This window comes from Yokenella regensburgei, assembly GCF_003634235.1.
GTDB lineage: Bacteria > Pseudomonadota > Gammaproteobacteria > Enterobacterales > Enterobacteriaceae > Yokenella > Yokenella regensburgei.
Map to the genome: position 1 here is coordinate 2,233,082 of NZ_RBIZ01000003.1, position 19,051 is coordinate 2,252,132.

General features: G+C 58.9%; 17 protein-coding genes. 11 read left to right on the plus strand and 6 right to left on the minus strand.

What is annotated here, in order from left to right; genetic code table 11:
- Positions 1-16: 16 nt before the first annotated feature.
- From entF to fes, 3 genes are read right to left on the minus strand one after another with little or no spacing between them, the layout of a single operon-like run.
- Positions 17-3,883: an enterobactin non-ribosomal peptide synthetase EntF gene (gene entF, locus C7387_RS10975; RefSeq protein ID WP_120816652.1), complete on the minus strand. Its 3,867-nt coding sequence runs from the start codon at positions 3,881-3,883 to the stop codon at positions 17-19.
- A complete protein-coding gene (locus C7387_RS10980) occupies positions 3,880-4,098 on the minus strand; it encodes an MbtH family protein (RefSeq protein WP_120816653.1) in 219 nt (72 codons plus the stop codon). The genes entF and C7387_RS10980 overlap by 4 nt, the downstream gene beginning before the upstream one ends.
- Before the next feature lie 12 nt (positions 4,099-4,110).
- Positions 4,111-5,325 (minus strand): enterochelin esterase, encoded by a 1,215-nt coding sequence (gene fes, locus C7387_RS10985; protein ID WP_120816654.1) that lies wholly within the window; start codon positions 5,323-5,325, stop codon positions 4,111-4,113.
- 134 nt (positions 5,326-5,459) lie between these two features.
- On the opposite strand from fes, the gene C7387_RS10995 reads away from it, so the two are divergent.
- Both C7387_RS10995 and entD read left to right on the plus strand, forming a co-directional pair.
- Positions 5,460-7,667: a TonB-dependent siderophore receptor gene (locus C7387_RS10995; RefSeq protein WP_006818965.1), complete on the plus strand. Its 2,208-nt coding sequence runs from the start codon at positions 5,460-5,462 to the stop codon at positions 7,665-7,667.
- 58 nt (positions 7,668-7,725) lie between these two features.
- On the plus strand, positions 7,726-8,382 hold the full coding sequence (gene entD, locus C7387_RS11000) for an enterobactin synthase subunit EntD (RefSeq protein WP_120816656.1): 657 nt from the start codon (positions 7,726-7,728) through the stop codon (positions 8,380-8,382).
- Here entD and C7387_RS11005 read toward each other — a convergent pair.
- Positions 8,360-9,091, minus strand: a complete 732-nt coding sequence (locus C7387_RS11005) for a GNAT family N-acetyltransferase (RefSeq protein WP_006818963.1) — start codon at positions 9,089-9,091, stop codon at positions 8,360-8,362. The genes entD and C7387_RS11005 overlap by 23 nt on opposite strands.
- A gap of 163 nt (positions 9,092-9,254) precedes the next feature.
- Between C7387_RS11005 and C7387_RS11010 the strand changes: the two genes are divergently transcribed.
- The 9 genes from C7387_RS11010 (at position 9,255) to C7387_RS11050 (ending at position 17,476) form a co-directional block, all read left to right on the plus strand.
- Positions 9,255-10,823: an ABC transporter substrate-binding protein gene (locus C7387_RS11010; protein ID WP_120816657.1), complete on the plus strand. Its 1,569-nt coding sequence runs from the start codon at positions 9,255-9,257 to the stop codon at positions 10,821-10,823.
- 21 nt (positions 10,824-10,844) lie between these two features.
- Positions 10,845-11,867, plus strand: coding sequence for an ABC transporter permease (locus C7387_RS11015; RefSeq protein WP_120816658.1), 1,023 nt, complete (start codon positions 10,845-10,847; stop codon positions 11,865-11,867).
- A complete protein-coding gene (locus C7387_RS11020; RefSeq protein WP_006818960.1) occupies positions 11,867-12,700 on the plus strand; it encodes an ABC transporter permease in 834 nt (277 codons plus the stop codon). Before C7387_RS11015 ends, C7387_RS11020 begins: the two co-directional genes overlap by 1 nt.
- On the plus strand, positions 12,693-13,529 hold the full coding sequence (locus C7387_RS11025) for an ABC transporter ATP-binding protein (RefSeq protein WP_038254664.1): 837 nt from the start codon (positions 12,693-12,695) through the stop codon (positions 13,527-13,529). Before C7387_RS11020 ends, C7387_RS11025 begins: the two co-directional genes overlap by 8 nt.
- On the plus strand, positions 13,516-14,220 hold the full coding sequence (locus C7387_RS11030) for an ABC transporter ATP-binding protein (protein ID WP_120816659.1): 705 nt from the start codon (positions 13,516-13,518) through the stop codon (positions 14,218-14,220). The genes C7387_RS11025 and C7387_RS11030 overlap by 14 nt, the downstream gene beginning before the upstream one ends.
- Before the next feature lie 70 nt (positions 14,221-14,290).
- A complete protein-coding gene (locus C7387_RS11035; protein ID WP_006818957.1) occupies positions 14,291-14,545 on the plus strand; it encodes a DUF1158 domain-containing protein in 255 nt (84 codons plus the stop codon).
- Between the two features lie 100 nt (positions 14,546-14,645).
- The gene (locus C7387_RS11040) at positions 14,646-15,422 is read left to right on the plus strand and encodes a COG4705 family protein (protein ID WP_120816660.1); all 777 of its coding nucleotides are present in this window, start codon (positions 14,646-14,648) and stop codon (positions 15,420-15,422) included.
- A 3-nt stretch (positions 15,423-15,425) separates the two neighbouring features.
- Positions 15,426-16,094, plus strand: a complete 669-nt coding sequence (locus tag C7387_RS11045) for a response regulator (RefSeq protein ID WP_038254655.1) — start codon at positions 15,426-15,428, stop codon at positions 16,092-16,094.
- Positions 16,070-17,476 (plus strand): sensor histidine kinase, encoded by a 1,407-nt coding sequence (locus C7387_RS11050; protein ID WP_120816661.1) that lies wholly within the window; start codon positions 16,070-16,072, stop codon positions 17,474-17,476. Before C7387_RS11045 ends, C7387_RS11050 begins: the two co-directional genes overlap by 25 nt.
- Position 17,477: 1 nt before the next feature.
- On the opposite strand, the gene C7387_RS11055 is transcribed toward C7387_RS11050, so the two are convergent.
- Positions 17,478-17,819, minus strand: a complete 342-nt coding sequence (locus tag C7387_RS11055; protein WP_038254648.1) for a RamA family antibiotic efflux transcriptional regulator — start codon at positions 17,817-17,819, stop codon at positions 17,478-17,480.
- Between the two features lie 33 nt (positions 17,820-17,852).
- Complete coding sequence (locus C7387_RS11060; protein ID WP_120816662.1) at positions 17,853-18,953, minus strand: MBL fold metallo-hydrolase; 1,101 nt, start codon at positions 18,951-18,953, stop codon at positions 17,853-17,855.
- Between the last annotated feature and the right edge of the window lie 98 nt (positions 18,954-19,051).

The window sequence follows — 19,051 nt, forward strand, 5'->3', positions numbered from 1 at the left end:
GAGAGGGAAACCTGATTTAGCCCAGCAGCTCACGCAGCACCGGACCAATCTTTTCAAACGCCTGCGGGGAGATGATATCCACGTGGGCACAGTCCTGACGGTACACCTCAAGCGCCTCCACCCACGGCGCCCAGGCCGTTTGCGGGTTCATACCTGCCGGCAGAGTGCGCTCCGCCACGAACAACGTCGCCTTACCCGCAAACGGTACGCTGTGCGCGGTGGTTAGCAGACGCACCGCGTCGGCATAGTTACCTTCGATGGCGTTGAAAAGCTCGCTCGATCCCTGCCCCTGCTGCGCGGCAATAAAGGCTTCCCGCTCGCGGGCAATTTCCGCCAGGACCTCAGGATCCAGACCGTTAGCCTCTTTCTCCGCCCAGTTTTGCGTCTCCGGCGGCCAGGTATCCAGCAGGCCTAAGAAAGCGACCGTTTCACCGCGTTGCTGGAGACGAGCGGCAATACCCTGCGCCAGCGTCCCTCCGAGCGAGTAGCCGAGCAGGTAATACGGCCCCCGGGGCTGCTGCTCCAGCAGCGTCGCCAGATGGTGCTCGCACACTTCGTCGAGGTTAGCCGCATTCTGCATAGGGCCATCAGGACGCGGAGACTGAATACCGGTGATGTTCCAGCACTCGCTCAAATAGCGCGCCAGCACGCTGAACTGCCAGGCGAAGCCGGAGGCCGGGTGGAAGCAGAACAGCGTCGGGCCATCGCTTTCACGCAGCGGCAAAATGGTCTCAAACCCGAGACGCTCCGCGCGACCATCGTCCTCAGCCGCCAGCAGCGCGCTGAGCTGCCCTACCGTAGAGGCGACCATCACCTGCCCCGGCGTGACCCGTCGGGCGAAGGTGCGGCTCAGCATGGCGGCCAGACGCATCGCCAGCAGCGAGTGTCCACCAAGCGCGAAGAAATCAGCATCCACGTCGTTCACCTGGCAGCCGAGCAGCTCGCTGAACGCGCCAGCCACCGCCACTTCTTCATCAGATGACACCGCCCGTCCCGCCGCTTTTTGCGTGAGCTGCGGCAACGGCAGCGCCTTGCGATCCAGCTTACCGTTAGCGCTGAGCGGTAATGCATCCAGCTGCAACAGCACCACCGGCACCATATGAGCAGGAAGTTGCAGACGCAATTGCGTCTGCAACGCCTCAAGCGGCAGCGGCAGGCCGGATTCAGAAACCAGATACCCCACCAGCTGGCGGGCATCACCGCCGGTTGCCACGGCCTGGTTAAATACGCAAGCATGCGCCACCGCCTGAACAACATCCGGCAGCGCCGACATCACCCGGTCGATTTCACCAAGCTCAATGCGCTGACCGCGAATTTTGAGCTGATCGTCGCTGCGGCCAAGGTATTCCACCGCCCCGTTATCCAGCCAGCGGGCAACGTCACCGGTGCGGTACATACGCTCGCCCGGGACGAAAGGATCGGCAATAAAACGGCTGGCGGTCAGGTCCGGGCGCCCCAGATAGCCCTGCGCCAGCTGAATGCCGGTGAGATACAGATCGCCTGCCACACCGAACGGCACCGGGCGCATCATGGCATCCAGGATCCGCAGACCGGTATTCCAGACCGGGAAACCTATCGGCACGCTGTTGCCGGTGACCGCCGCCAGTTCCGGGCCACAGGCCGGATACCAGCTCACGTCCACCGCCGCTTCCGTCGGGCCGTAGAGGTTGTGCAGCGGGGCAGCGGTCAGCTGTTCCCATTCGCGACACAGTTCGGCAGGCAGCGCTTCACCGCTGCAGAATACCCGCTGCAGGCTCCGGCAGCCATGGCGGTTTTCCGCCGTCAGCGAAGCGACAAACGCCGCCAGCATCGAGGGGACAAAGTGGGTGGTGGTGACACCATAGTTTTCGAAAAACTGCAGCATCGCCTGCGGGTCACGATGCGCTTCCGGCTCTGCCATCACGAGCCTTGCACCGGTGATAAACGGCCACCAGAACTCCCAGACCGAGACGTCAAAGCTGCACGGCGTTTTCTGCGCCACGACGTCGTTTGCCGTTAACGGATAGCTTTCCTGCATCCACAGCAGACGGTTAACGATGGCGGTTTGCCCCACCATCACGCCTTTCGGACGCCCGGTGGAGCCGGAGGTAAAGATGATGTACGCGGTATGTTCCGGACGGGAAAGCAAGAGCGGCGCCCCGTCGGTGACCGGCAGCGGTTCGCTGTAGCACAGCGTCTCAACGCCACAGAAGCGAGAAAGTTGGTCCTCTGAGGTGATAAGCAGCGATGGCTGTGCGTCTTCCAGCATCATTCGCAGCCTGTCGTCCGGATAACCGGTGTCGAGCGGCAACCAGGCCGCCCCGGCTTCAACAATCGCGTGCAGTGCGAGGGTTAAAAATACCGATCGTGGCAGCGCCACCGCCACGCTATCGCCAGGCTTCACGCCTCGGGCGCGCAGCAGTTCTGCAAGTGCCACCACCTGTTCACGCATCTCGCGGTAGCTGAACTGCCAGCGGGCATCCACCAGCGCTATCGCGTCCGGTGTCTTCGCCGCCTGCTCCGCCACCAGCGCGCTGAGGGTGGTTTCCGGCAGCATCACGGCGGTGTCGTTAATGGTCGCCAGCCGCTGGTGTTCTTCCGCACTGAGCAGATCGACATCGCCGCAGCGCAGGTTTGGGTTATCCGCCAACTGGCGCAGCATGGCGCTCAGTCTGTCGATATGCCCGCGCAGCGTTGCTTCGTCGTAGCGCTGCTGGTTCGCCAGGATCTCAATCGACAGTCCACCGTGCTCATCCGGGAACAGCGCCAGTTCGATATCGTTCACCGGGCCGGTCGCCAGCGTGTGGGTTCTCGCCGAAACGTTGGGTAGATCCAGCTGATACTCAAACACTTTGACGTTCAATACCGGGCCAAACAGGGCTTCATCACCGGCGGCTCTCCCGGCGTCGCGCACAATCTGTTCGGCATCATAACGCTGGTGACGACGCATTTTTTTCTGCTGCGCGGCGAGGCGCTGCGCGAGCTCTGCCACCGTCAGAGCGGCGTCGAGCCGCACCGCCATCGGCAGCACGTTCAGCACCGGGCCGGTGGAGGTGAGCGCCGCGGAACCCATGCGGCGCATGAAGATAAACCCGGCGGCATATTCCTGACGCCCGCACAGACGACCCAGCCACAGCGCCACCAGCGCCAGTGCCAGATCCGCGCGTTGACAGCCCGTCGCGTTGGCAAGCTTGCCAAAGTCGCGGCTGTCTGCCGTTAAGTGAAAACGCCAGATATCAGTGGTGGTAGCCCGTCCGGGGAGCGGTAGCGGCGATAGCGACGCCGGAGACGGCAGCGCCGCGCGCTGCTCCGCCCAGAACAGTTTATCGCGCTGATATGCTTCACTGTGTGGATACTGCTGATACTCGGCAACCACCTCTTCAAACGGGGTAAACGGGGATTCCGGAGTCGCCTCACCCTGCTGCCAGGCACGATAAATCGCGGCAATCTGGCGAGTAATAGCCGGGAAACTGAAGCCATCAACCAGCAGGTGATGGTAGCGCTGGTACCAGAACCAGCGGTCATCGGCCACGCGCAGCAGTTTGTGCATCACCAGCGGATTATTGCCATCGGCACGCAGGTTTTGCTTGAGATCGTTTTGCATCACCCGCTTCGCCGCGGCTTCGGCGTCTTCCTGCTGGCGCAGATCGAGGCACTCAGGGGTACTGAAGATCATGGCATCGTCAATCCACTGGCTGACCTCGCCCTCCTGCTGCAGAAAACGCAGACGCAGCGTATCCGCCTGCGATAAACCCGCGACAATCGCCCGGCTCAGCAGCGGGGCATCCAGCTCACCGTTCAGCTCCACATAGTGCGCCACGCTCCATGCATTCGGTAGCGTTGAGAGCTGCTCTGCCATCCAGATCCCCGGCTGTGCGGCAACCAGCGGTAAAGTCTTCGTCATGCGGCGCTCCCTGCGATGGCGTAATGAGCGGGTGTCAGCGTGGTAACCTGTCCGCTAAGCCAGGCATTACACTGCTCCAGCGGCTGTGGTTCGAGCATCACCTGCCAGCCAGCCGGAAGGTCGCACTGCTGCGGCCACAGGCTGTACTGCAGTTGGGCGTTACGCAGAATGTAAAACTGTCCCTGCGGATCGTCGAAAGGGTTACTGCCTTGCATACCAAACTCCTTTTATATCCCTGCCTGAATAACCGGCTGCCAGAGTGCCATCAGCCCGGCCGTCAGCCCGCCTCGCCAGCACAGCGCGTCGTGCCCGCCATCAAATGGCTGCCAGAAAACCGGCTGCGGCGTTTTTTGCAGTTGCGATAACAGCGCCTGATTGGCGCGATAGATAACCGGTTCACGCTTCCCGGCCTCAAGCCAGATCCGCAAACCCTGCGGCGAGAGTTCGCCATGTTTGAGTTTTTCGAGCACCACGCCTTCCTGCTGTTCGTGACGATGCGGCCACCAGAACGAGCCGGACTGGCTCAGCACGCAGCCAAAGCGCTGCGGCCATTTCAGTCCGGCGTACATGGCCGCCAGACCACCAAAACTTTGCCCGGCCACCACGGTGCGCTCGGGCCTGTCGCTGAACGGCGCGATGCACTGCACCTGAGGCAACAGCTCCTGCTGCACCGCCTGCCAGAAATCATCTTTGCAGCTAAGTTCTCGCCCACGGGTGGCGATATCAATGGCATCAATCAGTACGTACACCGCCGGGGGTAATTTCCCCTGCGCGGTGAGTCCGGCGAGCACCGGCCAGAGCGGCTGGCTCTCGGCCCAGAATTGCCCGTCCAGCAGGACTGCCAGCGGTCGACTGGCGTCATCACTCCTGCCGGTGCTGTACACCCATACCCGTCGGATGTTGTTCAGGCGTGTGCTGCGCCAGGTCAGGTTAACCGGCGGCGTAAAGCACTCTGCGGGGGTATTCCAGCCGGGCTGTACCGGGGCCTGAGGCATCTCAAGTGCCGATACGCCATGTCCGCGCCCCCCTCTCCAGCCCTGCGGATTACGCGGGTCGGCAATCGCCTGCGGCAGCAGTTTCGCCCAGCCGCTGCGTAGCGCCCCGCGCTCGGGAGTAGGGCTAAAGGCTTCAGAGGGAAAATCGTCGTCGCGCACGGAGGGGATAAAGCAGTAGGTGCCGCGCCAGGTGCCAGGCAGCAGAGTTTGCCACTGCCAGACGTCAGTTCCGGGCAGGCGTTCAAGGGTTTGCGGGGTGGCGCCCTGGTGATGGTCGGTGACGCCGGTGATGTAAATCCACACCCGCTGAATAGCGGAAGTCTGCTCGCTACCCGCAGGATCGCGCCACCAGAACGTGACCCGATAGTCATCCCCTTCCGGCTGCCATTGCGGTCCTTTTTTGCTTTCCCACCAGGCTTCGCTACCCGTCGTTAACAACTCAGACACATTAACCCCATGTTTGCAATGCGTTTTGTGTTACAACGCAAAATATATTGATAATATTATTGATAACTATTTGCATTTGCAATAGCGTTATGCCGCGCGTTTTTTTATTAAGAACTTTCACAGCAGGACACACAATGAATAACAAAATCACATCCCTGGCCGTTCTGGTCTCTCTGGGAATTTACGGGGTTGCATTACCACTGCATGCAGAAGAAACCATGGTCGTGACCGCCGCCGAGCAGAACTTGCAGGCGCCAGGCGTGTCGACGATCACCGCCGATGAAATCCGTAAAAATCCGCCCGCTCGCGATATCTCGGAAATTATCCGCACCATGCCCGGCGTGAACCTGACCGGTAACTCCACCAGCGGCCAGCGCGGCAACAACCGCCAGATCGATATCCGTGGCATGGGCCCGGAAAACACGCTGATTCTGGTTGACGGAAAACCGGTCACCAGCCGCAACTCTATCCGCCTCGGCTGGCGTGGCGAGCGTGACACCCGCGGTGATACCGGCTGGGTACCGCCAGAAATGATTGAACGCATTGAAGTGATTCGTGGCCCGGCAGCAGCCCGCTACGGTAACGGTGCCGCCGGTGGTGTGGTGAATATCATCACCAAGAAAAGTGATGGCCAGTGGCACGGCTCGTGGAATACCTACTTCAACGCCCCGGAGCACAAAGACGAAGGTTCCACCAAGCGTACCAACTTCAGCCTGAGCGGCCCGATGGGCGAAGGCTTTAGCTTTAACCTCTACGGCAACCTTGATAAAACGCAGGCCGATGCCTGGGATATCAACCAGGGCCATCAGTCAGAACGTACCGGTATCTACGCCGATACCCTGCCAGCCGGGCGTGAAGGGGTCACCAACAAGAATATTAACGGGGTACTGCACTGGGACTTTGCGCCGATGCAGTCTCTTGAAATGCAGGCGGGCTACAGCCGCCAGGGCAACCTCTACTCTGGCGATACCCAGAACACCAACTCCAACGATCTGGTGAAAGAGAACTACGGTAAAGAGACTAACCGCCTGTACCGCCAGAACTACTCCATGACCTGGAACGGCGGCTGGGACAGCGGCGTCACCACCAGCAACTGGGTGCAATACGAGCGCACGCGTAACTCGCGTAAAGGCGAAGGCCTGGCTGGCGGCACCGAGGGGATCTTCAGCAGCAACAGCTTCTCAGATATCGATCTCTCCGATCTGATGCTGCACAGCGAGGTCAACCTGCCCCTCGATTTCGTAATAAATCAGAACCTGACCCTCGGCAGCGAGTGGAACCAGCAGCGCATGAAGGATATGTCCTCCAACACCCAGACCTTCATGGGTGGCGATATTCCGAACTCCAGCAGCACCGGACGCAGTCCGTATTCCCAGGCCGAGATCTTCTCGCTGTTCGCGGAAGACAACATGGAAGTCACCGACTCCACCATGCTGACCCCGGCGCTGCGCTTTGACCATCACAGCATCGTGGGCAACAACTGGAGCCCGGCGCTGAACCTGTCTCAGGGCTTAGGTGACGACTTCACGCTGAAAATGGGTATCGCCCGCGCCTATAAAGCACCCAGCCTGTATCAGACCAACCCGAACTATATCCTCTACAGCAAAGGCCAGGGCTGCTACGCCAGCGGTAACGGCGTCGGCTGCTACATGATGGGTAACGACGACCTCAAGGCCGAAAACAGCATCAACAAAGAGATTGGCCTGGAATTCAAACGTGATGGCTGGTTAGCCGGTATCACCTGGTTCCGTAACGACTACCGCAACAAGATTGAAGCGGGCTATGCGCCAATCGGTCAGACCGCCAAAGGCACCACGAAAACGGATATCTACCAGTGGGAAAACGTGCCTAAAGCGGTGGTAGAGGGACTGGAAGGGACGCTGAACGTACCGGTCAGCGAGACCGTCAGCTGGACCAACAACGTCACTTACATGCTGCAGAGCAAAAACAAAGAGACCGGCGATCGTCTCTCCATCATTCCGGAGTACACGCTGAACTCGACGCTGAGCTGGCAGATCCAGCAGGATCTCTCCGTGCAGTCCACCTTCACCTGGTACGGCAAACAGCAGCCGAAGAAGTACAACTACAAGGGTGAACCGGCCACCGGCAGCGAGACAAACGAAGTCAGCCCGTACAGCATTGTTGGTCTGAGCGCCACCTGGGATGCCACCAAAAACGTCAGCCTGACGGCGGGTGTGGACAACCTCTTCGATAAACGCCACTGGCGTGCAGGTAATGCCCAGACCACCGGCGGCAACACCGGCTATATGTACGGTGCGGGTGCAGAAACCTATAATGAATCCGGCCGTACCTGGTTTATGAGTGTGAACACGCACTTCTGATACGTTATTAATTGTTAATCCAGCCCTCTCCGCGAGGAGGGGGCCTGTGAGACGCTTCATGCAAAATCAGCACACCACGTTTTGCCTCGCCGGTGCCGAAGTTCATCAACTGGAATTCGATGCCGCCACCTTTCTTGAGCACGACTTACTGTGGCTTCCGCACCACGCACAGCTCAGCCACGCCGCCATCAAACGCAAAGCCGAACATCTGGCCGGGCGTATTGCCGCAGCCCATGCGCTGAAGGCGCTTACCGGGCGCGTCGATATTCCGGGCATCGGGCCGCAGCGTGAACCACTCTGGCCACGTGAGGTTCGCGGGAGTATTAGCCATAGCGCGAGTCTGGCGGTCGCCGTCGTGGTGAATAACGACCGGGCGCTGGTCGGCATTGATATCGAAAATATCATGGAGGAATCAATAGCAAGTGAGTGCTGGCAAACCGTTATCAATGACGCGGAACGCCAGCGTCTGCACTCACTCCCCTTCGCCACCGCCGTCACGCTGGCTTTCAGCGCGAAAGAGAGTCTGTACAAGGCGCTGCATTACCGGGTCAACCAACTGCTGGATTTTACCTGCGCCGAGGTGGTCGCGCTGACGCCTCTCACCATGACTCTGGCGCTCACCGAGCCGCTGGCGGGCTTCCCCAAAGGCACCGCCTTCACGCTGCACTGGCAGGCTGAGGCGGAGCGGGTACTTACTCTGCTGTGCGCGGCGTAGCGCTTAAAGCCTGGCGCACGTCATGCATCGAGCGCCGCTGTTGACCCTCTGAGGTAAAATTATTCGCTTCCAGCCAGGCCTGAAGCACCGCATCACGCTCGGGCCATTCACCATCAATGATGGAGAGCCAGTCGCTGTCACGGTTACGTCCTTTACGCACGATCTTCTGGCGAAAACGCCCCTCAAAAGTGAAACCAAGACGCTCTGCCGCTCGTCTTGAGGCGGTATTGAGCGAATCACATTTCCACTCCACGCGCCGGTAGCCGCAGGCAAAGGCTTCGCGTAGTAATAGCCAGACGGTTTCCGTACCCAGTACGCTATTTTTCATTCGCGGCGACCAGGTCACGTGGCCGATTTCCACCGTGCCGTTGGCGCGATCGATAGCCATCAGACACACCAGCCCTACCGCCCTGTCGCTACGGCTATCGATCACCGCAAACGGCACCAGAGAAGGGTCGGCGGTTTTCAGTAACAGCCAGGTCTGAGTGTCCGCGACCGATTGCGGGCGCCGGCTTGCAAGCCACGTCCAGTCACGCTCATCCTCAGCCTGTGCGTAGGCATCATACAAATCTGCGGCATGCGTCTGGGCACACAGCGTTTCCAGCCGACAATAGCGGCCCGTCAGCGTCTTTCGACGCAACTGCTCAGCCCCCTGCCATTGTGGCAACGGGGTGCCAACCTCCTGACCATATTCATTTATTTCCGTCACATAGTGCTCCTTTTAAAGAGATATCTGGCGACTCATGCTTTCTACTTCTTGGTTATGCATTTATCGCATAAGCATTTCTGAATTATGACTTTACGGATTTTCAATCGAGCCCTAACGTAGCAAAGCATAATAATCACACAATATCATTTTTCAGGGATTGCTCATGGCTAAAAAACTGTTATCTATCGTGGTATTGGCCGCGCTGTCGGCCCCATCCTGGGCCGCAACGCCCCCGAATACGCTGGTCGTTGCCCAGGGTCTTGACGATATCGTCAGCCTTGACCCGGCGGAGGCAAACGAACTCTCCAGTATTCAGACCGTCCCGAGCCTGTATCAGCGCCTGGTACAACCCGATCGCGACAACCCGGAAAAAATCACCCCGGTGCTGGCTGAAAGCTGGCAGGCCGATCCGGCCGCCAAAACCCTGACCGTGAAGCTCCGGGGAGAGGCTAAATTCGCCTCCGGCAACCCGCTGCGTCCGGAAGACGTCATTTTCTCTTACCAACGCGCGGTGAAGCTCAATAAATCACCGGCGTTTATCCTTAACGTGCTCGGCTGGCAGCCGGACAACATCGACGGTCAGTTGAAGAAAATCGACGACCATACGCTACAGCTGCACTGGACCGCCGACGTCAGCCCGGCGGTGGCGCTGAACATTCTCTCAACCCCCATTGCCTCTATCGTCGATGAGAAGCTGGTCAGCGCCAACGTGAAGGGCGACGACTTCGGTAATAGCTGGCTTAAGATGCACTCCGCCGGCAGCGGCGCGTTCAAAATGCGCGTGTATCAGCCGCACCAGGCGATTGTGCTCGACGCCAACGAATCCGCCCCCGGTGGTGCACCGAAACTTAAAAATATCATCATCAAAAACGTGCCGGATCCGGCCTCCCGCCGCCTGCTTATCCAGCAGGGTGACGCCGATGTCGCGCGCGATTTAGGTGCCGATCAGATTGCGGCACTGCAAAACAAGCCTGGCGTAAAAGTGCTGAGCATTCCTTCCGCCGAGCAAAATTATCTGGCGTTTAACACCGCCAACAGCGCTAACCCACTCCTGAACAACCCGGCATTCTGGGAAGCCGCACGCTGGCTGGTAGACTACGAAGGCATCACCAAAGACCTGCTGAAGGGTCAGTACTTTGTGCACCAGAGCTTCCTGCCGGTTGGTTTACCGGGCGCGCTTGATAACAATCCGTTCAAGTTCGATCCGCAAAAAGCGAAAGCGATTCTGGAAAAAGCCGGGATTAAAGACGCCCACTTCACTCTCGATGTGGAAAACAAACCGCCGTTTATCACCATCGCCCAGTCGATGCAGGCCAGTTTTGCCCAGGGCGGCGTGAAGGTCGACTTACTCCCGGCCGCCGGTAGCCAGGTGTATGCCCGCGTACGTGCGAAGCAGCATCAGGCGGCAATTCGTCTGTGGATCCCGGACTACTTCGATGCCCACTCAAACGCCAGCGCTTTTGCGTGGAACGACGGAAAATCCAGCACCGTAGCCGGACTTAACGGCTGGAAAATTCCCGAGCTGAACCAGCAGACGCTCGCCGCCGTCGCCGAGCCGGATCCGGCCAAACGACTGGACCTGTACAAGAAAATGCAGGAAGAACTACAGCGCAGTTCACCGTACGTCTTCATCGACCAGGGCAAAACCCAGATAGTCGTGCGTAATGCGGTGAAGGGTTATCAGCAGGGGCTGAACGCCGACATGGTCTGGTATGACAAAGTGACGAAGTAATCGGGCAACAAGAGATCCCCAATGCCACAGTTTTCCACCCATGTGACGCGCGTGCTGCAGGGTCTGTTGACCCTGTTGCTAACGCTTTTCGGGCTGCTGCTCGTCACGTTTGCGCTCTCCGCGCTCTCCCCGGTCGACCGGGTGTTGCAGATAGTCGGCGATCACGCCAGTCAGTCGACTTACGATCAGGTTCGTCACCAGCTTGGCCTTGACCGTTCGCTGCCCGTCCAGTTCTGGCACTATCTGCAGAATCTGGCCCACGGCGATCTGGGCATCGCCAGCGCCACCGGGCAGCCGGTGTTGCACGATCTGCTGGCGGCCTTCCCCGCCACTCTTGAGCTGGCGACGCTGGCGTTAGTCATTGGCGCATTTTCAGGGGTAATAGCCGGGGTGCTCTGCGCCCGCTATGTTGGCTCACCGCTGGATCTTGCGGTGCGCACCTTTACTCTGCTCGGCAACTCAGTGCCTGTTTTCTGGCTCGGACTGCTGATGCTGGCGCTGTTCTACGCGAAGCTGCAGTGGAGCGCGGGGCCAGGGCGACTCGACGATATCTATCAGTTCACCGTCGAGGCAAAAACCGGCTTTGTCCTTATCGATACCTGGCTTTCTGGCGACCACGAGGCGTTCAAAAACGCCCTCAGCCACCTGGTGCTACCGGTGCTGCTGCTGGCCTACTATGCCCTTGCGAGCATTACCCGCCTCACCCGCTCCGCCTGCCTGAGTGAGATGAATAAAGAGTACATCTTGCTGGCACGCGCCAAAGGGGCCGGGGAAATGACGATCCTGCTGCGCCACGTCCTGCCCAATATTCGCGGCACACTGCTGACGGTGATCGCCCTCTCCTGGACCGGCATGCTGGAGGGCGCGGTGCTGACCGAGACCGTCTTCTCCTGGCCGGGCATTGGCCGCTACCTCACCACGGCGCTGTTCGCCGGGGACACTACCGCCATTATGGGTGGAACGCTGCTGATAGGCGTCTGCTTTGTGCTTATCAATAATCTCACCGATCTGCTGGTGAAGCTGACCGACCCGAGGGTGCGCTGATGCCGGTATCATTATTTTTACAGCGCCTGCGCCGCTCTCCTGCTGCCTTTTGCGGGCTGATTCTGGTCGGGCTGCTGCTGGCAATCGCCCTTTTTGCGCCGTGGCTTGCGCCACAGGATCCCAACTGGCAGGACGCCGCCGCGCGCCTGCAGGCACCTGATGCTCAGCACTGGCTCGGGACCGACAGCTACGGGCGCGATCTGCTATCACGCCTGCTGTACGGCACCCGTCCGGCACTGGGTCTGGTGGCGCTGGTGACAATAATCACCCTGCCCGTCGGACTGCTGGTGGGCATTCTTTCCGGCTACTACGGCGGCTGGCTGGAGCGGATCCTGATGCGTTTTACCGACGTAGTGATGTCGATGCCGCGCCTCATCCTCGCCTTCGCCTTTGTCGCGATGCTGGGTCCGGGGCTGGTCAACGGCGCGCTGGCACTGGCGCTCACCACCTGGCCCGCCTACGCCCGCCAGGCACGCAGCGAGATCCAGCGCCTGCGCCATAGCGACTATCTCGCGGCGGCCGAGATGATGGGTATCCGGGGCTGGCGCCTGCTGGTGGGCCACATTTTACCGCTGTGTCTGCCCTCGGCGATTGTCCGCCTGGCGCTCGATCTGGCCGGCATTATCCTCGCCGCCGCCGGACTTGGCTTCCTCGGGCTCGGTGCCCGCCCGCCGATGGCGGAATGGGGGGCCATGATTGCCGACGGTATGCAGGTAATCTTCGATCAGTGGTGGGTTGCCGCCATCCCTGGCGGTGCTATTTTGCTCGCAAGCCTGGCTTTTAATCTGCTGGGCGATGGCCTGCGCGACGTTCTGGAGCCACAACATGACTGAACCACGGCTTTCCGTTCAGGGGCTGAATATTGACTATCCCGGTGCCCGAGTGGTTAACCACCTCAGCTTTACCCTTGGCACCGAACGCCTGGCGCTGGTGGGCGAATCTGGCTCCGGTAAATCGATGACCGCCAGAGCCCTGATGGGGCTGGTACGTAAACCCGGTGTGGTCAGCGCCGAAACGCTGCAGGTGCTGGATAACGACCTCCTGACGCTCAGCGGGCGCGACTGGCAGCGGCTGCGCGGCAACGGTATCGCGATGGTGCTGCAGGATCCACGCTACGCGCTGAACCCGGTGAAAAGTATTCACGCACAAATCAGCGAAGCGTTAACCCTTCATCAGCGCCTGAACCGCGCCCAGCGCGAAGAGAAAATCCAGCAGGCTATTGCCGCCGTGGGTCTCGATCCCCGGGTATTGCAGCGTTACCCCGGCGAACTTTCCGGCGGGATGGGCCAGCGGGTGATGATTGCCATCGCCCTCATCAACGATCCGCAGGTGCTGATTGCCGATGAACCCACCTCGGCGCTCGACGCCCGCCTGCGTAACCAGATCCTCGAACTGCTGGTTGAACAGTGCGAACTGCGTCAAATGGCGATGCTGCTGATAAGCCACGACCTGCCGCTGGTAGCGGAGCACTGCCACCGCGTGCTGGTGATGTACCAGGGGGAAAAGGTTGACGAAATGCCGGCACATGCGCTGGCGCACGCGACGCATCCCTACACCCAAACGCTGTGGAACTGCCGTCCCAGCGCCAGCACCTGGGGTACATCGCTTCCTACTCTTGACCGTAGTCTGAGCTTCACGGAGAAACCGCATGACCATCGTTGATATCAACGCGCTTCAGGTCCGCTTCGTCGACAAAGTTGCGGTGAAAAATGCCACGCTCAGCGTGCAGGCCGGGGAAACCTTCAGCCTGATAGGCGAGTCGGGCTGCGGTAAATCCACCATTTTACGGGTGCTGGCCGGGTTACAGCGGGAGTGGCAGGGCGACGTGTCGCTGCTGGGATCGGCGATTGTCCCCGGCGCCCGTTTTCAGGGGGCGCTGCGGCGAAATGTGCAGATGGTGTTTCAGGATCCCTACGCCTCTTTGCATCCTAACCATACGCTGTACCGCACGCTCGCCGAGCCGCTGCACATTCAGGGCGAAACTCACCTTGATAGGCGTGTGGCAACGGCGCTGGAAGAAGTGGGCCTGCCTGCCGACGCCAAAGAGCGCTACCCGCACCAGCTTTCCGGGGGTCAGCGTCAGCGTGTCGCTATTGCCCGGGCGCTACTGTTGCGCCCGCAGCTCCTGCTGCTTGATGAGCCCACCTCGGCGCTGGATATGTCGGTACAGGCTGAAATCCTTAACCTGCTGAATAAACTCAAGCAGGAGCACGGCATGACCTATCTGCTGGTGAGCCACGATGCCGACGTTATCGCCCATATGTCGGACCGCGCTGCCTTTATGGCAGAAGGCGTGATCCAGCGCTTTTTCGACCGCCCGGCTTTGGTGCGAGGGGAACACCGGATGGGCTAATCTCAACTTCTGCTGCGTTATGCGGTACATTACGCAGCATGAGTTTTCTTTAACGGATAATTAACCTCTGATGAAACACCCGCTGGAATCGCTGATGACCGCCGCCGGTATCTTGCTGCTGGCCTTTCTTTCCTGCCTGCTGTTGCCGGCCCCTTCTCTCGGGCTGGTGCTGGCGCAAAAGCTGGTGGTGCAGTTCCACCTGATGGATCTCAATCAGCTGTACACTCTGCTGTTTTGTCTGTGGTTTTTACTGCTGGGCGTGGTGGAGTATTTTGTCATTCGCTATATCTGGAGACGCTGGTTTTCGCTCTCCGACGCCGCCTAAGTCATCTCTAAGTTTTCACCGGTAAACTCAACCACCTCAACGACGCTTCTGGCGTTACTTACCTGAGTTTACCGGCACAGAGATGCCTGAGGCAGGAATCATGCTTTCCACACTTAACACCCCCTCATCGTTTTCAATGAACAAAGTCCCGGAAGTCACCCTTCTCTTCTGGCTGATTAAAATGATGTCCACCACCGTCGGGGAAACCGCCGCCGACTTTCTGAATGGCAATCTGGGCTGGGGGCTGACCAATACGTCGCTGTTTACTGGCCTGCTGTTTGTGGTGGTGCTGTTTTTCCAGATGCGCTCCGATCGCTACATTCCGGTGCTCTACTGGTCGACGGTGCTGTTAATCAGCGTGTTTGGTACGCTGGTCACCGATAACCTGACGGACCATTTCGGCGCACCGCTCGCGCTCTCGACCCTCGTTTTTACCGCTCTGCTGCTGGTGGTCTTCGGCATCTGGTATGTCAAAGAGAAAACCTTATCCATCCACAGTATCAACACCTTTAAACGTGAGGCGTTTTACTGGACCGCCATTCTGGTGACCTTTTCGCTCGGCACCGCCGCAGGCGACTGGGCGGCGGAAGGACTGGGCCTCGGCTATCTGAACGCGGCAGTGATGTTCGGCACGATGATCCTGATGACCGCCACCAGCTATTATCTGTTTCGCGCCGACAGCGTGCTGTGTTTCTGGATTGTCTACATCCTGACGCGCCCGTTTGGCGCTTCCTGTGGTGACCTGCTGTCACAGCCTCCGGCCAACGGTGGCATTGGGCTTGGCACAACGGGGACCAGCGTCCTGTTCCTGCTGGCTATCATTAGTCTGATTGGCTACCTTACATACCGGATGAAAATCGATTCGCTTGAGCCCTAATCCATGAGAATACTGCTGGTTGAAGACGATGTAATGGTTGGCGAAGTGCTGGAAAGCTCGCTGAAAGACGCCGCCTACGCCGTAGACTGGGTGAAAAACGGCAACGATGCCCTGAGCGGTTTTGCCGCTCAGCCCTACGATGCGGTGCTGCTCGACCTCGGTTTACCGGATAAAGACGGTTTTGCCGTACTGAGCGGTGTGCGGCAAAAAAATGCCAACGTACCGGTATTAATTCTCACCGCCCGCGATGCGCTGCCCGATCGGCTGAAAGGGCTGGATGGCGGCGCGGATGACTACATTCTCAAACCTTTCGAAATGAGTGAACTGCTGGCGCGGATCCGGGCGGTCATCCGCCGCCAGACGGGGAGCCGCTCGCCGGTGATGAGCAATGGCATGATGACGCTGGATCCCGCCACCCATGAAGTGTGCCTTGTCGCCAGCAAAGCGTGCTTTGTCTTATCGAGCCGGGAATACGCCCTGCTCGCGGCGCTGATGATGCGTCCTGGAGGGATCTTCTCACGCCGGGAGCTGGAAGACAGCATTTACGGCTGGGGCGAAGAGGTCGAAAGCAACGCCGTCGAGTTTCTTATTCATGCCCTGAGAAAGAAACTGGGCCGCGAAGCCATTAAAAACATCAGGGGAGTCGGATGGCAGGTCTCAAAAAACGGGTAACCCACTCGGTACAGCGGCGCTTATCCGCCGCGTTGTGCGTCGCCATCTTCGCAACAGCCCTTATTTCAGGCGGGTTCACGTTCTACTTTGCGCTCGATGAAGCCCATGAGCTGCAGGACAACACCCTGGTGCAGTTGGCCACATTGGTAACCTCTTCCGCAGGCAACGATGGCGCTCAACATAGCGTAAGCCCGCGACCGGAAGGCGATAACGACGCCCGGATAATCGTGGAGTACCTCACCACACAGGTTCAACAGACGCCGGTGGCAAACAACATCTTCCACCTGCGCCCGCCGTTCAAAGAAGGTTTTCAGGATATTGTAACCGCCGACGGCGCCTGGCGGGTGCTGGTGCATCCGCTCACCACGCAGCGTTGGGTTGCGATTGCTCAACCGACCAGCGTGAGAAATGAAATTGCCCTGAACAGCGCGCTCCTCACGCTTATTCCTTTCGCTATTTTGCTGCCCATCCTGCTGCTGGTCACCCACGACCTTATCAGAAAAACCTTTCGCCCGGTCGTTCGCCTGGCAAACGATGTGCATCGCCGGGATGAGCAATGTCTGACGCCGCTGGAAGCACAGGGCGTTCCGGAGGAGATCCGTCCTTTCGTCAACGGTATCAATAATCTCCTCAACAAAGTCGATGTGGCGATGCAGAACCAGCAACGGTTTATTGCCGATGCAGCCCACGAGCTGCGCACGCCGCTGACCGCGCTTTCTCTGCAGGCCGAACGACTGGCAGCCTCGGAAATGTCCAGCGAAGCGCAGAGCCGCTTGAGTGCGCTGCGTCAGGGGTTAAAGCGTACACATCATCTGCTTGAACAACTGCTGGCGCTGGCCAGAGAGCAGCAAACCCCAGCGGAGTCACTCAGAGAAAACGTCGCGATCGATGCGCTATTCAGGCAGGTTATCGAAGCCCTGTTGCCGCTGGCAGCGGATAAGCATATTGATATTGGCGTGGTCGAGCCGCTACCGGTAAATACGCAACTCCTGACCGATCGAAACACCCTCTACACGGCGTTAAAAAACCTGGTGGAGAATGCCGTGCGCTATGTCCCGGAAAACGGGCAGGTCGATTTGCGGCTGACGCAGGACGGGAACAAAATGGTCATTGAGGTTGAGGATAATGGTCCAGGGATTGATGAGAACAAGCTCGAACGGGTGTTTGACGCCTTCTACCGGCTGGAAGGCACGCAACAACCGGGGTCCGGTCTTGGATTATCGATTGTAAAGACCTGCGTGCAGCGCCTCGGCGGCAGTATCACCCTTACCCGCTCGGTACATTTTGCCTCTGGATTACAGGCAAGGCTCACGCTCCCCCTGGTGTCAGGAGATATTTTCGATACAGAGAAGCCACCCCTTCCAGGTGAGAAAGGGGTGTAGATTAATGGGCGTTGCCGTGATGAGCTTTACGCCAGGCACCCGGCGGCTGTTTGTAAGCGCGGGTGAAAATGCGGGTAAAGGTCTGCTGGGAGTCAAACCCGTATTTCAGGCAAATGTCGTACACCTTCTGGTCAGTGTCGCGGAGATCGCGTGCCGCCGACTGCAGTTTACGTTCACGAATATAGCGCCCCAGGCTTTCGCCTTTATGCTGCAAAAACAGCCGTTGTAGATGCCATTTTGAGTAACCCGCATGACGCGCAATATCGTCAATACGCAATGGCTGATGCAAGTTGTCGTCTATCCATTCAACGATGGTTTCAATCACCTGAGTGGAAATGGTCATACTGCTCTCCCCTCTGCTAAAAAACGGGGTGGATTACTCCCACCACGCTTGAAATTGCTGGCTACGGTCGTGAAGGTTTACCGGTTCTCCCTGAACGGGGGTCAGTAAACGGTAGTGCTTGTCCTGACTCGCAGCGGTCAAGCGCTTCCACGGATCGTCCCAGGTATGTTTTGCCAGCACAAAACGCCCGGAGTGCCCCGGCAGTACCGCTTCTGCATTGAGATCAACCGCCGCCTGCGCCGTCTCTTCCGGCATCATGTGGATGTACTTCCAGTCCTGGTCGTACTGCCCGTTTTCCATAATCGCCAGGTCGACTTTGCCAAACTGCTCACCGATGGCCTTAAAGTGCGGGCCATAGCCGCTGTCACCGCTGTAGTAAATATTTTGCTCCGGGGTAACAAACATAAAGCTGCCCCACAGGGTCTGGTTGCGCTTGAGCCCACGCCCGGAGAAGTGGCGGGCGGGCAGCACGTGCACCGTCAGGTTATTCGTCACCGTGATGTGCTGGTTCCAGTCCGCCTCACTAATAATGCTGCCGTCCATACCCCAGTAACGCAGGTGCGAACCCACGCCCAGCGGCGTAATCACCCGGCGCACCTTCGGCATCAGCGCCTTGATCGTGGCGTAATCAAGATGGTCGTAATGGTCATGGGAGATAATCAGCAGGTCTATCTCCGGCATATCCTGCGCTTTCCACGGATACTCTCCGGCAAAAGCTTTATTCAGAAAACTGAACGGCGCGGCGTAATCGCTGAACACGGGATCTATCAGGATGCGCTGCCCCGACAGCTGCAAATACCAGGAGGAGTGGCCGAGCCAGATCATCACCTCTCGCTCACGCGGCAGGCTGGCAAGATCGGTTTTCACCATTGGCAGCGGCTGCGCCGGGCGTGCGTTCTCACGTTTTGCGGTCAAAAACTCCCACCAGGCCGCCAGCATGTTTTTATCGCTGGTAAAGCCGGGGGTGGGTAACTGATTTTGAAACTGGCCGTCACGGTAGTGCGGCGAGCTCTCTATCGCCCCACGCTGCGCGCCCTGCGGCGCTTGCCCGAAACCGGGATTAAGCACAAACGGTAAACTCGTTGCAGATGCAATTAACATGAGTACAACCACGCTGAAATAGTGTCGCTTCATTTCCCGACCAGCAAAAACCGTTCCATCCACCTGGAACGTCTGAGTAAGACTTGATTATGAGTGAGTAAGCACTCATTATAGAAAGAGAGCGAAAGTCG